Annotated in this window: 13 protein-coding genes; 7 read left to right on the forward strand and 6 right to left on the reverse strand. The window is 69.2% G+C overall.

Annotation, left to right across the window (positions count from 1 at the left end; translation table 11 throughout):
- Positions 1–18 precede the first annotated feature (18 nt).
- The 4 genes from IEY88_RS41880 to IEY88_RS41895 all read left to right on the forward strand — a co-directional run bounded on the left by IEY88_RS41880 (position 19) and on the right by IEY88_RS41895 (position 4100).
- A complete protein-coding gene (locus IEY88_RS41880) occupies positions 19–2088 on the forward strand; it encodes an ATP-dependent DNA helicase UvrD2 (RefSeq protein WP_189160469.1) in 2070 nt (689 codons plus the stop codon).
- A gap of 154 nt (positions 2089–2242) precedes the next feature.
- Positions 2243–2521, forward strand: a complete 279-nt coding sequence (locus tag IEY88_RS41885; RefSeq protein ID WP_189160470.1) for a hypothetical protein — start codon at positions 2243–2245, stop codon at positions 2519–2521.
- A gap of 96 nt (positions 2522–2617) precedes the next feature.
- The gene (locus tag IEY88_RS41890) at positions 2618–2938 is read left to right on the forward strand and encodes a WhiB family transcriptional regulator (protein WP_189160471.1); all 321 of its coding nucleotides are present in this window, start codon (positions 2618–2620) and stop codon (positions 2936–2938) included.
- Positions 2939–3278: 340 nt separating this feature from the next.
- Complete coding sequence (locus IEY88_RS41895) at positions 3279–4100, forward strand: class I SAM-dependent methyltransferase (RefSeq protein WP_189160472.1); 822 nt, start codon at positions 3279–3281, stop codon at positions 4098–4100.
- A 997-nt stretch (positions 4101–5097) separates the two neighbouring features.
- Here IEY88_RS41895 and IEY88_RS41900 read toward each other — a convergent pair.
- From IEY88_RS41900 to IEY88_RS41915, 4 genes are all read right to left on the reverse strand, one after another.
- Complete coding sequence (locus tag IEY88_RS41900) at positions 5098–5640, reverse strand: hypothetical protein (protein WP_189160473.1); 543 nt, start codon at positions 5638–5640, stop codon at positions 5098–5100.
- A gap of 84 nt (positions 5641–5724) precedes the next feature.
- Positions 5725–7035: an ABC1 kinase family protein gene (locus IEY88_RS41905; protein ID WP_189160474.1), complete on the reverse strand. Its 1311-nt coding sequence runs from the start codon at positions 7033–7035 to the stop codon at positions 5725–5727.
- Positions 7032–7832 carry a TOMM precursor leader peptide-binding protein gene (locus IEY88_RS41910; RefSeq protein WP_189160475.1) on the reverse strand — a complete coding sequence of 267 codons (801 nt, stop codon included), beginning with the start codon at positions 7830–7832 and terminating at the stop codon, positions 7032–7034. Before IEY88_RS41910 ends, IEY88_RS41905 begins: the two co-directional genes overlap by 4 nt.
- A gap of 46 nt (positions 7833–7878) precedes the next feature.
- Positions 7879–8034: a DUF5679 domain-containing protein gene (locus IEY88_RS41915; protein ID WP_189160476.1), complete on the reverse strand. Its 156-nt coding sequence runs from the start codon at positions 8032–8034 to the stop codon at positions 7879–7881.
- Positions 8035–8229: 195 nt separating this feature from the next.
- Between IEY88_RS41915 and IEY88_RS41920 the strand changes: the two genes are divergently transcribed.
- On the forward strand, positions 8230–8757 hold the full coding sequence (locus tag IEY88_RS41920; protein WP_189160477.1) for a M48 metallopeptidase family protein: 528 nt from the start codon (positions 8230–8232) through the stop codon (positions 8755–8757).
- A 198-nt stretch (positions 8758–8955) separates the two neighbouring features.
- Here the strand turns inward: IEY88_RS41920 and IEY88_RS41925 are convergent, their stop codons facing one another.
- Positions 8956–10257, reverse strand: a complete 1302-nt coding sequence (locus tag IEY88_RS41925) for a zinc-dependent metalloprotease (RefSeq protein ID WP_189160478.1) — start codon at positions 10255–10257, stop codon at positions 8956–8958.
- Between the two features lie 44 nt (positions 10258–10301).
- On the opposite strand from IEY88_RS41925, the gene IEY88_RS41930 reads away from it, so the two are divergent.
- The gene (locus IEY88_RS41930) at positions 10302–11381 is read left to right on the forward strand and encodes a YlbL family protein (protein WP_229694265.1); all 1080 of its coding nucleotides are present in this window, start codon (positions 10302–10304) and stop codon (positions 11379–11381) included.
- A gap of 97 nt (positions 11382–11478) precedes the next feature.
- Here IEY88_RS41930 and IEY88_RS41935 read toward each other — a convergent pair whose 3' ends face one another.
- Positions 11479–12018 (reverse strand): PPA1309 family protein, encoded by a 540-nt coding sequence (locus IEY88_RS41935; RefSeq protein ID WP_189160479.1) that lies wholly within the window; start codon positions 12016–12018, stop codon positions 11479–11481.
- A gap of 94 nt (positions 12019–12112) precedes the next feature.
- Here IEY88_RS41935 and IEY88_RS41940 point away from each other — a divergent pair, with 94 nt between their 5' ends.
- Entirely contained in the window at positions 12113–15118 is a 3006-nt protein-coding gene (locus tag IEY88_RS41940; RefSeq protein ID WP_189160480.1) for a UPF0182 family protein, read from the forward strand.
- The last annotated feature ends 43 nt before the right edge of the window (positions 15119–15161 follow it).

Genomic DNA, 15161 nt, shown 5'->3' on the forward strand with positions numbered 1-15161 from the left:
TCTGCGAGACTGCCGGGCATGGACGCGTTGCTGGAGGGTCTTGATCCGGAACAGCGCGCCGCGGTCGAGGCCCCGCGCGGCCCCGTGTGCGTGCTCGCGGGTGCGGGTACCGGCAAAACGCGCACCATCACGCACCGCATCGCCTACCTGTGCCAACGCGGCCACGTCGCTCCGTCGCAGGTCCTCGCCGTCACGTTCACCAAGCGCGCCGCGGGGGAGATGCGCACGCGTTTGCGCTCTCTGGACGTGCACGGCGCACAGGCCGTGACGTTCCACGCCGCCGCCTCACGCCAGCTGCGTTACTTCTGGCCGCGCGTCATCGGCGGTCCGCGCTGGGACCTCGTCGACCAGAAGATCCGCGTCGTCGCCCGCGCCGCGTCCCGGCTGGGAATGCCCACCGAGCCGGATGCGCTGCGCGACCTGACCAGCGAGATCGAGTGGGCGAAGGCGTCGCTGCTGACGCCGGAGGACTACCCGGCCGCCGCCGCTCGTGCCGCGCGCGACATCCCGGCGCCCGCCGAGCAGATCCTGAAGCTCTACACGACCTACGAGCAGCTCAAGACCGAGGCGCAGCTGCTCGACTTCGACGACCTGCTGCTCTACACGGCGGGCGCGCTGGAGGACAACGCGGAGGTCGCGCAGGAGTTCCGCGACCGCTACCGCTGCTTCGTCGTGGACGAGTACCAGGACGTGACGCCGCTGCAGCAGCGCGTGCTCGACTCGTGGCTGGGCGCGCGCGACGACCTCACCGTGGTCGGCGACGCGAACCAGACCATCTACTCGTTCGCGGGCGCCTCGCCGCAGCCGCTGCTCAACTTCGGGCGCCGGTTCCCCGAGGCGGTCGTGGTGCGGCTGGAGCGCGACTACCGCTCGACCCCGCAGGTCGTGGAGCTGGCCAACGACGTGATCAAGTGGGCGCGTGGCCGTCCGTCCGGCTCGCGGCTGCAGCTGATCGGGCAGCGGGCGGACGGCCCGAAGCCGCGGTTCCACGAGTTCGACGACGAGCCGAGCGAGGCCGACGCCGTCGCGGGCCGCGTCAAGACGCTGCTCGACGAGGGCGTCGCGGCGTCCGAGATCGCGATCCTCTACCGCGTCAACGCCCAGTCCGAGGTGTACGAGCAGGCGCTCGCGTCGCTCGGCATCCCGTACCTGGTGCGCGGCGGCGAGCGCTTCTTCGAGCGCGCCGAGGTGCGCCAGGCGATGATCACGCTGCGCTCGTCGGGCGCCGTGGCCGGGAGCCTGCCCGAGGTCGTGCGCTCGGTGCTGCACCGCGTCGGGCTCACCGACGAGCCGCCGACCGGTGGCAGCGCGCGGGAACGCTGGGAGTCGTTGCTCGCGCTGGTCGAGCTCGCCGAGGAGTTCGCCGCCGCCACTCCCGAGGCCGACCTGCCGCGGTTCTGCGTCGAGCTGGACCTGCGTGCCGAGGCGCAGCACCCGCCGACGGTCGAGGGCGTGACGCTGGCGTCGCTGCACGCGTCCAAGGGCCTCGAGTGGGACGCCGTGTTCCTCGTCGGTCTGGTCGAGGGGACGATGCCGATCCAGTACGCCGACGGTGACGAGGCGAAGGTCGAAGAAGAACGCCGCCTTCTGTACGTAGGTGTCACGCGCGCGCGTGAGCACATCTGGTTGTCGTGGGCACTGGCGCGCGCCGCCGGTGGACGCAAGTACCGCCGCCGCTCGCGGTTCCTCTACAACCTCGTTCCCGAGAATCACCCGGCCGCGCGGGTATCAGCCGGCGCGCAGCGGCCTCCTCTCATGAAGAAGGAAAAGCCGACCTGCCGGGTGTGCGCGTCGACGCTGGTCGATGCGCAGGCCGTCAAGCTCGGTCGTTGCAGGTCCTGCCCGTCCGATGTGGACGAAGAGCTGCTCGAGTCGCTGCGCCGGTGGCGTGCGGGACGGGCGCGGGAGCTGAAGGTGCCCGCGTACGTCGTCTTCACCGACGCGACGCTGATGGCGATCGCGGAGCAGCGACCCACGGATTCGGCCGGACTCGTCGCGATCTCGGGCATCGGCGCCTCGAAGCTTGATAAGTTCGGCGATGACGTGTTGGGCCTGGTCCGAGCCGGTGTCGGGTACTCCGCCACCTGATCGGGACAAGTTTCGTTAAATAGGTTGCGAGCCCCAGGTACGGGGTCATAACCTGCTCATGCCGGGTCCGGAGGACCCGTCTGGGGAAGAAGAACTACTACTGAACGCTCTAGCTCTCTGCAGCAGAGCTCTCTCTATGGAGGAGGTGGCCGTCGTGAAGCTCTTCATGACTTCGCGCGCGCTCGGCCTCCCCATGTCCGAGGGCCTCTGCGCGTCCGCAACCGCCCGAGCCTCGTGGCAGCAGTCTGCCCTGAAGCCCGTGGCCTTGCTGACCCGTGAGCGGGCCACCGGACTGCGCGGCACCGCCATCGGCGGCAGCGAACTGCGCAGCGAGCAGCCGATCGTCGTCGCGCTGCCGGTGATCGATGCCGTCCACAACTACACGAATGCGCTGTCCGCGCATCAAGTGAGAAGGCTCCTGCCGACCCCATAGGGGTCGAAGGACCACCAGGCTCACGAAAGCCGCGGACTCGTACAGAGTCCGCGGCTTTCGTGTTTTCGCAGTACCCCACACAAGGAGAAACACCTGATGTTGACCGCGACTGTCCCGCTCACCGGCGAGACACTTCCGGACCTCGCGGAGGGGCTCGACATCCCCTGCCGCACCCACAACCCCGACCTCTGGTTCGCCGACGCGCCCGCCGACCTCGAGAAGGCGAAGTCCTTCTGCGGGACCTGCCCGGTCCTCGCCGAGTGCCTCGCCGGTGCGGTCGCTCGTCACGAGCCGTGGGGTGTCTGGGGTGGAGAGATCTTCGAGCGCGGTGTGGTCATCGCGCGGAAGCGGCCGCGTGGCCGTCCGCGCAAGGACGCGGCAGTCGTTCCGGCCAGCAGGACGGAGTCGGCAGCGTGAACACCATGAAGCTCACCGACCACAGCACGATCCCCACCTACCTGAACGAGGGCCTGACACCCATGTCTCTGAGCGAAGAACTCGTCCGAATACGAATACAAGAAGCCCAGAGGTTCGCTGAAGAGCAACGCCTGGCGAACCGCCTCGCGTCAGCGCAACGTTGGCGCAGGTTGTCGCGATGGGCGGGACGCAGAGCGGCTCGCTTCGACCTCTGACAGTCACGAGCTGAGGCCGTCATCCACGAGAAGGTGGATGGCGGCCTCGGCCGTTCCTCCGTACCGTCCCCTTTGTGCCGCACCACACTCACGACGGAATCGACTGGTCAGCTCGCCTCCACGCGATGAGGCGCTACGGCTCGCTGCAGGCGGAGGCACTGGCCTCGGTCGCACGCAGACTGGTGGCCCCGTTGCCAGACTCGCCGGTGGTGATGGACGTGGGTTGCGGCGCCGGCTCCATGAGCGTGCCGCTCGTCTCCGCCCTGCGAGAACACGGCGGAGGCGTCCTGGTCCTGGTCGACGCCACCCCCGAACTGCTGGACGCGGCCTGCGCCGCAGCCCGCACGGAAGGCGACGGCCTCGTCTCGGTGAAGCCGGTCCTGGCCGACCTGACCTCGGAAGACCCGCTCTCGTTCGCCGGCCCGGTCGAGCTCATCTGGGGCTCCCGGGTCGTCCACCACCTCCCTGATCAGTTGCGCGCCATGAAACGCCTGGTAGATGCCCTGGCCCCAGGCGGCTGGCTCGCCCTCGCCGAAGGCGGCCTCGAAACCCGCTTCCTCCCGTGGGACCTGGGCGTGGGCTCGCCCGGCCTGCAGGACCGCATGGCAGCGGCCCGCGCCTCGTGGTTCGTGTCGATGCGCGAGAAGATGACCGGCTCGGTCCGCCTCCCTGTCGGCTGGAACGTGGCCCTGGCCGACGCGGGCCTCGGCGACATCAGCGCCTTCAGCTTCGTCGTCGACCACCCGGCCCCGGCCAAGCAGCTGGTGCGCGACTGGGCCGTCGACCGCCTGACCTGGCTGGCCGAGATCACCGACGCCCACCTGCACCCGGCCGATCGTGACGCACTCCGCCGCCTGCTCAACCCCTCCGACTCGGAGTACGTCGGTGCGCGGGAGGACGTGTTCCTGCTGGAAACCGACACCGTGCACGTGGGGCGGCGCCGGTGACTCCTGGCTCTCAGCCCGTGCCTGGTTCTGGGCCCGCGCCTGGTTTTGGGCCCGCGCCTGGCTCTGCGCCGGTGGGGGCTGGTTCTGCGCTGCCAGGGTCGGGTTCCGAGGCGGCGGGGTCCGGTTCTGGGACGGCGGAGTTTGGGTTCGCGTCGTTGGAGTCTGGCTCTGCCTCGGTCGGGCCAGGTCCCGCGTCGCCAGGATCTGGTTCTGCGTCACCAGGGTCTTGTGGCACGTCGGTCGGGTCAGGTTCCGCGTCGCCGCAGTCTGGTGGCGCATCGCCTGGGTCTGGCGCCGCGTCGGTCGGGTCAGGTCTCGCGTCGTCAGGGTCTGGTTGTGCCTCGGCGGGATCCGGCGCTGCCCCGGTGGCGGCGTGCCACAGGTGCGGGCGGCTGCGTTCCTCCGTTTCCGACCTGGAGTTCCTGGCCTGGTCTTCGGAGCGGACCGGTGGAGCGCTCCGGTGGTTGTGTCAGGTGTGCTCGAAGACCCATGTGCGGGACATCGAGGGGAAGCTGCCGGACGAGTACTGGCGCTGACTCACCTGGGACCGCGGATCACGCGATCGGGTGAGGTGACGTCGGACTGTGCGGTGAGGCGGGGATTGGGATGGCGCCGGGCCATCGGGTGATGTGGGGAATTGGGCACCGCCTGGGTTGAGGGCGCGGGCCTGCGGATGTCAGTTGCCAGGATGAGTTGACTGTGCCCCCGGATGCCGACTGAGCAGGGATTGCGGCACGCCGGTGTGTGGTTGTGGCCTGCTGGGTTGTAGCGACGTGGCCGTAAGTGTCGGCCGTTAGTAGCCCGCACGAGTCCGGTAGGTGTCGGCCCGCGAGCAGCCGGCGCGAGGCCGGTAGGTGCCCCCGCCTGAGCGATGCAGCGCGAGGCCGATAGATGCTCCCGCCTGAACGAGGCAGCGCGAGGCGGCAGGTCTCCGCTTCCCAAAGGAGCCGGCGCGAGGTCGTGGGCGCGCACGGCGTGAGCGAGCAGAGGTCGGCGGTCAGGTTGGGTACAGGTGCGCCAAGGCCTGTCTGACCAGCGCTGTTCCCCGGCGGCTGCTCACCCGTAACTCCTCGTGGAGCTCGCCGGGCGAGCACAGTCGGGCGTCCACCACGGCGTCGAGGATCTCCACCACGGCGCGTGGGTTCAGTTCCCGCCTGGCCATGTCCAGGGCTGCCCTCGGGGGAGGGGCCAGGCGCAGGCCGTGGCGTTCGACCACGTCTGGTGGGCGGGTGGTGCGTTCCAGCAGGATCCACGGATTTGCTCTTCGCACATTGCTTCCCGCGAGCACGTGAATGTGCCGGGGAAGGGGAAGTGCGGCTCCTTGGCGGACCAATGCGTCCGCTCCTGTGATGACTGCGGAAGGGCCCGCGAAAGAAAGGACCGCGCGAAGTCTGTCCAGGCGGGTCGCCGGGGACGGCTTGGTCAGGACCACGCCGGGCAGCAGGCGTTGCCACGACCCGGCGGGGGTGCAGTGGTGCTGGATCTCCCGTGGGGAGAGCCCGGCTTTGCGCAGTTCAGCGGTGGTTGCGATGTGTGTCATGTGTACATCGTGGGGTACGAGGACACCGGGAAAGGAGCTCGGGACGAACCTGTGGATAACTTGCCAAGGGTTCACTCGGACGAGTTAGTCGGCGAATCCCGGCTGCCAGCGTGCGACGATTTCGTGTGCTGTCACGTGGGCGTCGAGCTGGCAGAGAATGCCCGTCGCTCCCATTGTCACGCGGTGGATCAGCAGATATTGCGGCGGCAGGTTCAGGGAACGGCCCGTCTGTGAATCCGGGCTGCGCAGGTCGCCCACCCGTTCCGCCTGCGACTGCAGCCAGCGGCGGGTGAAGTGGAACGACTCGGCGCGCAGCGGTTCCACGAACGGGGCGAGGTAGCCGAGGACGTCCTCGCCGTGCAGTTCCATGCCCTCGCGGATGAAGTTCTCGGTCCGCAGCAGTTCGACCAGGTCGGCGGAGCGGCCGTCCAGGGCCAGGCGAGTCATCAGGCCCAGGGTCTTCGGCAGGCCGTCGGGCAGGCGGGCGACGGCGCCGAAGTCGATCACGCGCAGGCGGCCGTCGTCGCCCAGCATGAAGTTGCCGGGGTGCGGGTCGGCGTGCAGCAGGCCGGAGCGGGACGGGGCCGAGAAGTGGAACTCGGCCAGCAGCTGTCCGGCCAGGTCGCGGTCCTCGGGGGAGCCCTCGCGGATGATCGACGACAGGCCCACGCCCGAGGTCCACTCGGTCACCATGACCTTGGGCGACGAGGCGATGACACGGGGGACGAGCACGTGCGGGTCGTTCTCGAAGGCCTTCGCGAACGTGCGCTGGTTCGCGGCCTCGTCGCGGTAGTCGAGCTCCTCCAGGTACCGGTCGCGCAGTTCCTCCAGCAGCGGGCGCACGTCGGTGCCGGGCATGATCGCCTGCAGCAGCCGGGAGAACCGCAGCAGCTGCTTCAGGTCGGCGCGCAGGGCCTCGTCGGCGCCGGGGTACTGGACCTTGACCGCCACCTCGCGGCCGTCGTGCCACACCGCGCGGTGCACCTGGCCGATCGACGCGGACGCGGCCGGGTCGTCGTCGAACTCCTGGAAGCGCTTCGTCCAGGACGCTCCGAGCTGTTCGGCGAGCACGCGGTGCGTGGTGCGGGCGGGCATCGGCGGGGCCGCGGTCTGCAGCTTCGTCAGCGCCTCGCGGTACGGCGCCGCCAGCTCGTCCGGGACCGCCGCCTCGAACACGCTCAGGGCCTGGCCGAACTTCATCGCGCCGCCCTTGAGCTGGCCGAGCACCGCGAAGACCTGTTCCGCCGTCTTGGCCGTCACCTCGGCGTTGACCTCGTCGGCCGCGCGTCCGGTCAGTCGCTTCCCCCAGCCGCCGACAACCCGGCCGGCCACCCCGAGCGGGAGGCTCGCCAGCTTGGCGGTGCGCTGCACGGCCTTGCGCGGAATCTCGGTCACTCGGCCATGTTATGTGCGGAGCACTGACAGTCAGGGTGCGGATACCAGCTTCGCCTCTCAGAAACACCGGAGGCGAGGTCCAGCTCGAGAGTGGCGTTCACCACGGGCGGAGGGGTCAGGTCGCGACCGCGGACGTAGATCAACGACTCCAGGATCTGCGCCACCGCCAACGCCGCCGTGCCCGAGGCGAGCAGCACGTCCGACGAGGCGGGCTTGCTGACGAGCTGGGCCGCGATGACGGGCCACGCCGGATCCTGGTCGGTGCGGTGCAGGTCCGCGCAGTTCAAGCACGAGGAACGGCCTGGCAGGACCAGCGGCCCCACGATGCCCACGCCCTCGCGGACGCGCACGGCCAGATGCGGCGTGCGGAACGCCATCAGCGTGCTCACGAGGTTCGGATCGGGCACCAGCGTCGCCGCCAGCACGGTCAGATCCGCGTTGTGCGCGAGCTGGACACTGGATTCCGCTAGAAGCGAAGTAATTGAAAGCGCAAGGTGTCCGGACCCGTGGACGGCGGCTGTCCCACCCCTCTCGGGAGGTCCGTCGTCGAGGAGACCGGCGTCTTCGAGTGAGGAGAGGACTTCACCCAGCTGGGTGGGGTTCCCGCCCCGGCTCTTCAGCCTTTCACCCAGCTCAGCGACAGTGTGCCGGCCGTCGAGGGTGATCAGTTCGTCGACCAGCGCCTCGGGCAGCGAGTCGATCACGACGGCGTGCTTCGGGTCGGTGCCCACCTGGACGACGCCGGGGGCTCTGCGCACCACTGCCAGTCCGGCACGCACGCGAGGTCTTGTCTCCACGACGGTAGAGACTGGCAGGGGGCGGCGCCCCCTGCCAGCGCAAACGTCAGACCTTGGCCTTGCCGAGGATCCGCGTCATCTTCGTGCCACAGACAGGGCAGGTGCCCTTCGCCATGCGCCGACCATTGGTCTCCTCGACGTTGCCGTCGAAGTCCCGCTTCTCGCGGCACTTGACGCAATAGCCGTTGTAGGACTCGGCCACAGCCCCTCCCTTGCAGTTGTGAGTGCGGACACACTCGGGGACCTTGGCGCGACGGTACCTCTGCGAGCGCGCGAAACCGCGCATGTCGATTCCGCGCGTGTCCAGCCGCCGTTCGGTGGAACTTCACCCGCCGGGTGCGCGCCTGCCGCCGGTTGGGGGCCGAAAATTGTCGGTGGCGACGTTTACGGTGAATCCATGGCCGAACCGCGGGTGGAAGTGCGGCGGAGCCCCCGGCGCCGCCGCATGGTCAGCGCGTACCGGGAGGGTGACACCGTCGTCGTCCTCCTACCGGCACGGATGACCAAGGGGGAAGAGAAGCACTGGGTCGCGGAGATGTTGAGCCGCCTCCAGCGCAGTGAGACGCGCAGGAAGTCCCCTGCGCGCACATCGGACGAGGCGTTGATGGCGCGGTGCGCCGAGCTGTCGGCGCGCTACCTGGACTCGCTGGCGGAGCCGGTGAGCGTGCGCTGGGTGCCGCCCATGCGCACGCGCTGGGCGTCCTGCACGCCGACGGAGGGCACGATCCGCGTGTCCGAGCGGCTGCGCGACGTGCCGCCGTGGGTGCTCGACTACGTGCTGGTGCACGAGCTCGCACACCTGTTGGTGCCAGGGCACGGCAAGGACTTCTGGGAGTGGGTGCACCGCTACCAGAAGACCGAGCGGGCCATGGGTTACCTGGAGGGTCTCTCGGCCGCCGCAGGCTGGGGGATCACGGAGGACTGAACGTCTGACCACGCGAAGCGCGCCCGGCGACGGTGTGTTCGCCGGGCGTTCGCGTGTTCAGGGCAGGCTGTCGGCGGGGTGCGCCCGCCGGGTTCGGACGTGGCCGCGTGCACTCGGAGCCGGGCGGTTTACGCACGTCGAGAACGCGGCGCGCCCGGCGAGGAGGTCCTCACCGGGCGCGCCGTTTCGAGAGTCTGATCAGGCCTCTTCGGGCTTGTCGCCCTTCTCGCCGTCCTCGCGCATGGTGCGCTCCAGCTCGGCGATCGGGTCCTCGAGGGCGTTGCGGGTGTTCGTGAGGCGCTCGGCGAACTCCAGCGGGTCGTCCAGGTCCGCGGCCGTCGGGACGAGCTCGGCGTGCTCCCACACGCCGTCGCGCACCTCGACGCCGTGCTGGTCGCCGATCAGCTTCCACAGGGCTGAGGCGGCCCGCAGCTTGCGCGGGCGCAGTTCGAGGCCGACGAGCGTCGCGAACGTCTGCTCGGCCGGGCCACCGGAGGCACGGCGGCGGCGCAGCGTCTCGCGCAGGGCGGGAGCGCCCGGCAGGCGTTCGGAGACGGCGGCGTCGACCACGACGTCCACCCAGCCCTCGACGAGCGCGAGGAGCGTCTCCAGGCGCTCGAGCGCCGCCTTCTGCTCCGGGGTGGTCTGCGGTTCGAGCAGGCCCGAGCCCATGGCCTCCTCGATGGAGGCGGGGTTCGACGGGTCGATCTGGCCCGCGAGCTGCTCCAGGGCGGAGGTGTCGACCTTGATGCCCTTGGCGAACTCCTCGACGGTGTCGAGCAGGCGCTGCCGCAGCCACGGCACGTGCGTGAAGAGGCGCTGGTGGGCGGCTTCGCGGGCGGCGAGGAACACCATGACCTCGGACGCGGGGCGCTCCAGGCCCTCGGTGAACTTCTCGATGTTCGCCGGCAGCAGGGCGGAGGTGCCCTCGGGGCCGAGCGGCAGGCCGACGTCGGTCGAGGTGAGCACCTCGGCGCCGAGCTGCGCCAGCGCGTTGCCGAGCTGCGAGCCGAACGCCATGCCGCCCATCTGGCCGAGCATCGCCAGCAACGGGCCGGCCGCCTGCTTGGCCTCGGCGGGCATCGCCTCGACCCAGGCGCCGGACATGCGCTGCGCGACCGGGTCGCACAGGCGCTGCCAGGTCGGGATGGTGCGCTCGATCCAGTCGCGCGCGGTCCACGCCTGCGTGGTGCGGGTGCCGGCGGGCAGCGATGTGACCGGGTCCAGCCACATCTCCGCCAGGTGCACGGCGTCGGTGACCGCGCTCGACTGGTCGCCGGCGAACCCGATCGTGGTCGTCGTCGAGGACAGCTGCTGGAACGCGATCTGCTTCGCGAGGTCGTAGTTGACCGGCCCGCTCGACGACCCCGCGTTGCTCAGCATGGAGCCCAGCTGGCTGAGCATGTTGCCCAGCTGGCTGAAGTCGAACGGGTTGTCTCCCGGCTTCCCGCTCTTGTCGTCGGGGTCGTGCGGGCTGAACCCGAACGGCACGTCACTCATGCCTCTACCGTACGCGGACGGACATGGTCGTACGCTGTTCAGCCGTGAGTGAAACCGTCACGACCGCACCCCCGCCCGCGCCCCCGCCGAGGGAACGCGGACTGACGCGCCGCACCTGGACGCTGATCGTGAGCTTCCTGGTGGTGGCGGCACTCGGACTGCTCGGCGGTTTCGCCAGAGTCCCGTACGTCGCGCTGGGCCCCGGCCCGACCTACGACGTGCTCGGCCAGGTCAAGGACACCGACGTGGTCTCGGTCGACGGCCAGGACACGTTCCCCACCAAGGGGACCCTGCGCATGACGACGGTCTCGCTCACCGACGACGTCTCGCTGTTCGGCGCGCTGGGCCTGTGGCTGTCGGGCCGCTACGCCCTGGCGCCGCGCGAGGAGTTCTTCAAGCCCGGCGAGTCGGAGGAGGAGGTGCAGAAGAACAACGAGCTCGCGTTCAGCGAGTCGCAGACCTCCGCCGAGGTCGCCGCGCTGCACTACCTCAAGTATCCGGGCATGGTGATCGCGAACCAGGTCACCAAGGGCAGCCCCGCGGAGAACGTCATCCCGCTCGGCGCCCGCATCATCTCCGTCAACGGCAAGCAGGTGCAGAGCGCCGCCGACGTGAGCTCCTCGCTGGAGAACACCAAGCCGGGTGACCGCATCGAGGTGGCGTTCGAGAAGGACGGCACCTCCCAGTCGACGCAGCTCACCCTGGGCACCCGCGACGACGGCCGGCCCGCGGGCTTCATCGGCATCTCGCCGGTGGACCGCGCCGACGTGCCGTTCAAGATCAAGATCAGCCTGTCCGACGTCGGCGGTCCGTCGGCCGGCCTGATCTTCGCGCTGGCGATCGTCGACAAGCTGACGCCCGGCGAGCTCAACGGCGGCAAGGCCATCGCGGGCACCGGCGAGATCACGGGGGACGGCACCGTGAAGCCCATCGGCGGCATCGCCTTCAAGATGGTCGCCGCGAAGGAAGCGGGGGCGCAGGCGTTCCTCGTGCCCGCCGCCAACTGCGCCGACGCGAAGCAGCAGGCGCCGGACGATCTCAAGCTGATCAAGGTCGAGAACCTGACGGACGCCGTGTCGTCGCTGGAGGCGTTCAACGCCGGCAAGGACACGCCGAGCTGCTGACCCGCGAGCTGTCCGCTTGCCGCGAACACCGGGCAACGAGATCACAACCCCGGCGCGATCAGGCGCCGGGGTTGTGCCAGCCTGGGAGACGTGACGACTAGGGCCGCAGCGTGGCGAGCAGGGCGTCGGTGAGGTTGGGCGCCAGCTCGGGGTGCTCGACGACCTCCTCTGGCACCTCGGCCGTCCCGCGCAGGCGCAGCACGCAGAAGACCGAGCCGTCACGCAGGACCGCGGCCACCATGCGCGCCTCGCGGCGTGACGGGTGCTCGGCGGCGAACTTCCGCGCCGCCTCGTCGTCCAGTTCGCCGTGGCTCAGCTCCGTCTCCGCCTCCGGGGGCAGGACGACGATCTCCTGGGCCAGGGCGCAGCCGGTCACGGCCGGGGGCCACTCGATGCCCGCGAGCGCGTCGCCCAGATCGCCGTCCAGGGCGTCCTGGGCGATCGGGGTCAGCGGGCTCGACTCCGGGTCGAGCTGGTCCCGCAGCTCCGGCTGCTGGTCGAGCAGGTCTGAGGTGGCCACTAGGGCGAAGAGTTGCGGTGGCTGCTCCCAGCCGCCTGCCGCTACGAACTCCTCGACCTCGCGGGCGACCGTCGGGAGGATGACCGCTGGCGTTTCACTCGCTGACACGCATGTCATCGTAAGACGGCCGACTTCACGGGAACCCAGGGCGTCGTCCGTAGAGTTGGACTAAACGTACGTATCGATTTACCGCGATCCAGGAGCGTGCCTCGTGGCCACACGGCCTCCGGTCGGACTGCCGAAACTGTCCCGACGCAGCCGAATACTGCTCATCGTCGGTGTTGTGCTCCTGTTCGGTCTCATCACGGGATCGCGGCTGCTCGACACCTACGTGAACTGGCTGTGGTTCGGCGAGGTGAAATTCCGCGACGTCTACAGCACGGTTCTGCTCACCCGGCTGGGGCTGTTCGTGGCCGTCGGGCTCGTGGTCGGCGGCATCGTCGGCCTGAACCTCCTGCTCGCCTACCGGGCGCGGCCGGTGTTCGTGCCGGTGTCCGGGCCGGACGACCCGGTGGCGCGCTACCGCACCGTCGTGATGCGGCGGATGCGGTTGTTCTCGATCGGCATCCCCGTCTTCGTCGGCCTGATCGCGGGCGCGTCGGCGCAGAACGACTGGGAGCACGTCCAGCTGTTCCTGAACTCGCAGCCGTTCGGCGTGACCGACCCGCAGTTCGGGCACGACATCGGCTTCTACGCGTTCCAGCTGCCGTTCTACGAGTGGCTGCTGTCGTGGCTGTTCATCACGGTCGCGGTGTCGTTCATCGGCGCGGTGATCGCGCACTACCTGTTCGGCGGCATCCGGCTGGCCGGTCGCGGCGGTCAGCTCTCCGGTCCCGCGCGGCTGCACCTGGCGCTCGTCGCCGGCACGTTCGTGCTGCTGAAGGCCGTCGCGTACTTCTTCGACCGGTACACGCTGCTGCTGCACGAGAACGAGAAGTTCGTCGGCGCGAGCTACACCGACCTCAACGCGGTGCTGCCGGCCAAGCTGATCCTGCTGTGCATCGCGGTGTTCTGCGCCGTCGCGTTCTTCGCGGGCGCGTTCATGCGCAACGTGCAGCTGCCCGCCATCGCTACCGTGCTGCTGGTGCTGTCGAGCGTGCTCGTCGGCGCGGCGTGGCCCGCGGTGCTGGAGCAGTTCTCGGTCAAGCCGAACGCCATCCAGAAGGAAGCCGAGTCGATCACGCGCAACATCGCGGCGACGAGGCAGTCGTTCGGGCTGACCGACGACAAGGTCGAGACGAAGCCGTACGACGGCAAGCAGAACGTCACCAACGACCAGCTCAAGGTCAACGACGCGGGCACCCTGGGCAACATCCGCCTGCTCGACCCGGCCGTGCTGGCGCGCACCTTCACGCAGTTCCAGCAGCTGCGGCCGTTCTACGGCTTCCCGAACAAGCTCGACGTCGACCGGTACACAGTGGACGGAAAGCTGCGCGACTACATCGTCGCGGTGCGCGAGCTGAAGCTCGACAGCCTGCCGCAGGGCCAGCGCGACTGGATCAACCAGCACCTCATCTACACGCACGGCAACGGCTTCGTCTACGCCGAGGCGAACAAGGTGAACGCGGTCGCCGACGAGTCCAACGGCGGCTACCCGGACTTCAAGACCGGTGAGGTCAAGTCCAACGGCGACGTCGGCAACGACCCCAAGGGCATCAAGGTCGACCAGCCGCGCACGTACTACGGCGAGCTGTTCGGCCAGAACGACTACTCGATCGTGGGCGGCCGCCCGGCCGGCTCGGCGGCGGAGTACGACACGGACGCCAAGTCCTACACCTACACCGGTGGCGGCGGCGTCCCGATCGGCAGCCTGTTCAACAAGCTCGCCTTCGCGGCGTACTACGGCGAGCGCAACATCCTCTTCAACCAGTCGATCGCGGACGACTCGAAGATCCTGTTCAAGCGCACCCCGCGCGACCGCGTGCAGTCCGTCGCGCCGTGGCTCACGGTGGACAGCGACCCGTACCCGGCCGTCGTCAACGGCCGCATCACGTGGATCGTCGACGGGTACACCACGCTCGAGAACTACCCGTACGCGCAGCGCACCCAGCTCGGTGACGCGACGAACGACTCGCTCACCGCGGACGGCGTCGTCATCTCGCAGGTCAACAAGCCCGTCAACTACATCCGCAACTCGGTCAAGGCCACTGTGGACGCGTACGACGGCTCGGTGAACCTGTACCAGATCGACGACAAGGACCCGGTCCTCAAGGCGTGGATGGGCGTCTTCCCGAACACGGTGAAGCCGGGCAGCGAGATCTCCACCGAGCTGCGCCAGCACTTCCGCTACCCCGAGGACCTGTTCAAGGTGCAGCGGCAGATCCTGTCGAAGTACCACGTCTCGTCGCCGTCGGACTTCTACTCCGGTGTCGCCTACTGGGCGCCGCCGCAGGACCCGACGATCGACAACGTGACCACGGCCGACGCCCAGCGCGACGCGGCGAGCAAGCGCCGTGACGCCCAGCCGCCGTTCTACGTCCTCGCCGGTGACCCGAGCGACCCGAGCAAGGTCCGCTTCCAGCTGACCAGCCCGCTCGTGCGTGAGAACCGGGAGTTCATGGCGGCCCACGTCTCGGTCGGATCCGATCCGGACAACTACGGGAAGATCAGCGTCCTGCAGCTCAACCAGGACGCGAAGGGCCCGCAGCAGATCCAGACGCAGTTCCTCACGTCGGACAACGTCAGTCGCGAGCTCAACCTGCTGACCCAGCAGAAGACGACGGTCGTCTACGGCAACCTGCTCACGTTGCCCGTGGGCGGAGCGCTGCTCTACGTCGAACCCGTCTACATCGAGCGCGCGTCGAACAACACGTCGTACCCGCAGCTGTCGAAGGTGCTCGTCTGGTACGGCGACCGGGTCGGCTACGCGTCCACGCTGAACGAGGCGCTGGACCAGGTGCTCAGCGGTGCCGGCTCGGTCGTGCCGCCGCCGAGCGACAACAGCAACGGCAACGGCCAGACCTCCACGCCACCGTCCACGACGCCGCCTGCGAACAGTGCGCTCAGCGCTGAGCTGCAGAAGGCCGTCAACGACATCGACGCGGCGCTGGCCGACATCAAGAGGGCGCAGACGAGCGGGAACTTCACCGAGCTCGGCCAGGCCTACGCCAAGCTGGACGACGCCTCGAAGAGGTTCAAGCAGTACAACACCGGTGCGCCGGCCGCGCCGCCGACGGGCCAGTCGTCGGTTGTGCCGAGCCCCACACCGTCTGGCTGACCTACCGATTTGCTTTATCCGCTCCGTCCCGCGTAAGGTTCTA

This window comes from Lentzea pudingi, assembly GCF_014646255.1.
Lineage (GTDB): Bacteria > Actinomycetota > Actinomycetes > Mycobacteriales > Pseudonocardiaceae > Lentzea > Lentzea pudingi.

Coding starts and splice junctions, on each gene's coding strand:
- IEY88_RS41935 (WP_189160479.1), bottom strand. CDS start 12,018: ATGACATGCGTGTCAGCGAGTGAAACGCCAGCGGTCATCCTCCCGACG.
- IEY88_RS41880 (WP_189160469.1), top strand. CDS start 19: ATGGACGCGTTGCTGGAGGGTCTTGATCCGGAACAGCGCGCCGCGGTC.
- IEY88_RS41925 (WP_189160478.1), bottom strand. CDS start 10,257: ATGAGTGACGTGCCGTTCGGGTTCAGCCCGCACGACCCCGACGACAAG.
- IEY88_RS41920 (WP_189160477.1), top strand. CDS start 8,230: ATGGCCGAACCGCGGGTGGAAGTGCGGCGGAGCCCCCGGCGCCGCCGC.
- IEY88_RS41900 (WP_189160473.1), bottom strand. CDS start 5,640: ATGACACACATCGCAACCACCGCTGAACTGCGCAAAGCCGGGCTCTCC.
- IEY88_RS41895 (WP_189160472.1), top strand. CDS start 3,279: ATGAGGCGCTACGGCTCGCTGCAGGCGGAGGCACTGGCCTCGGTCGCA.
- IEY88_RS41890 (WP_189160471.1), top strand. CDS start 2,618: ATGTTGACCGCGACTGTCCCGCTCACCGGCGAGACACTTCCGGACCTC.